Genomic DNA, 1,395 nt, shown 5'->3' with positions numbered 1-1,395 from the left:
TGCTGGCCGGCGTATTTTTTGTATTGGTCCTGGTCGGCGTCCAAAGTGGCAACCCGACCATGCTGGGTGGCTTGAAATTTCTGCTGCCGGCCAGTGAAGAAGTGCCGCTTGACGACGATCTGGCGGTCGACGAGATCGACCCTGCTGGCGAGACGCTCAGTGCCCAAATGCGCGGCGCGATGGACTACGTATCCCATCGCTATCGCGTGGCGCCGGATGCCCTCGAACCGATTTTTGCCACGGCCCAGTCGGCCGGCCGGCAACTGCATCTCGATCCGCTGCTCATCATCGCCGTCATCGGCATCGAGTCGCGCTTCAATCCGTTCTCCGAAAGCGTCGTTGGCGCCAAGGGCCTGATGCAGGTCATGCCGCGTTTCCATCAGGACAAATTGCCGGAAGACGCCGATCAGGCCGCCTTCCTCAATCCGGTGATCAATGTCCAGGTCGGCGCCCGGGTGCTCAAGGAATCGATCCGCCGCAACGGCGGGCTGGAAAGCGGCCTGCAGCAGTTTGCCGGGGCGACCAGCGATCCTGAGCGGCGCTACGCCAGCAAGGTCCTGGCCGAAAAACAGCGCCTCGAACAGGCTGTCCAGAAGTTCCGGACGACCTGATCCCGCCTCAGGCCGGCGGGTTGATGAAGGCCATCAACTCGCCGACGAAGCGCTCGCGCTGCCACTGGTGCGGCGAGTGGTCGGTGCCCTCGTAGATGTGCAGCACGGCGTTCCGGGATGTGGTCGGCGACGTAGTGCGCCGTCGACGAGCGGTAGAAATTGCTCTCGCCGCCATAGATGAGCAGGGTCGGTAACGGGATCTTGGCCAGCACGTCGCGATAATCGGCGGCGGTCAGGCTCTGCCAGCAGTTGATCAGCGGTTCCGGGTTTTGCGCCCGCAACGCGGCGCGCGAGCGTTGCCAGCCGCTGGCGTTCTGCCGGTATTTCTCTGCCGCCCGCTGGTTCAGTCCGTGCGCCGTCAATTTGAGCACGCCCTCGGCAAAATCGTCGCGTAGCCACGAGATCAGCTCGTTGTTACGGTCGACGCCAAAATCTCCGTAAATTCCATGCGCCCAGTCGTCGTCGGTCAGCAGCTTGGGCGATTGATCAATGAAACAGAGCTTGCCGAGGCCGTGCGTGCCGTGGTCGCGCAGGTATTGCCAGAGCGTCAGGGCGCCCATCGAGTGGCCGACGGCGGTGGCGTTGTGCAGGCCGAAATGGGCGATCAGATTCCGGAGATCACGCGCCATGCGCTCGGCCGTCGCCGAGCCGGCATGGGCCAGCGGATGGCCGCCGTGGCCGCGCGCATCCCAGCGATAAACGCGGTGCCGGGCATTGAGCTCGGCCAAAAAGGGGAACCATTCCTGGCGGCTCGACGTCCAGCCATGGAGCAGGATCAGCGGCG

2 protein-coding genes are annotated in these 1,395 nt (G+C 64.0%); one reads left to right on the top strand and one right to left on the bottom strand.

The window, feature by feature from the left end:
• Nucleotides 1-611: transglycosylase SLT domain-containing protein (locus ADADOO_RS00600; protein WP_511274224.1), on the top strand; the 611-nt coding region annotated here is incomplete at its 5' end.
• Here the strand turns inward: ADADOO_RS00600 and ADADOO_RS00595 are convergent.
• The coding region (locus ADADOO_RS00595; protein ID WP_511274223.1) for an alpha/beta fold hydrolase at nt 542-1,395 on the bottom strand (854 nt) is incomplete at its 5' end. The two genes, ADADOO_RS00600 and ADADOO_RS00595, sit on opposite strands and share 70 nt — an antisense overlap.

This window comes from Azonexus sp. (genome assembly GCF_036170495.1).
In the GTDB taxonomy this organism is placed as follows: Bacteria; Pseudomonadota; Gammaproteobacteria; order Burkholderiales; family Rhodocyclaceae; genus Azonexus.
The sequence above is the reverse complement of the archived record's forward strand: the minus strand, read 5'-3'. Positions and strand labels throughout refer to the sequence as shown.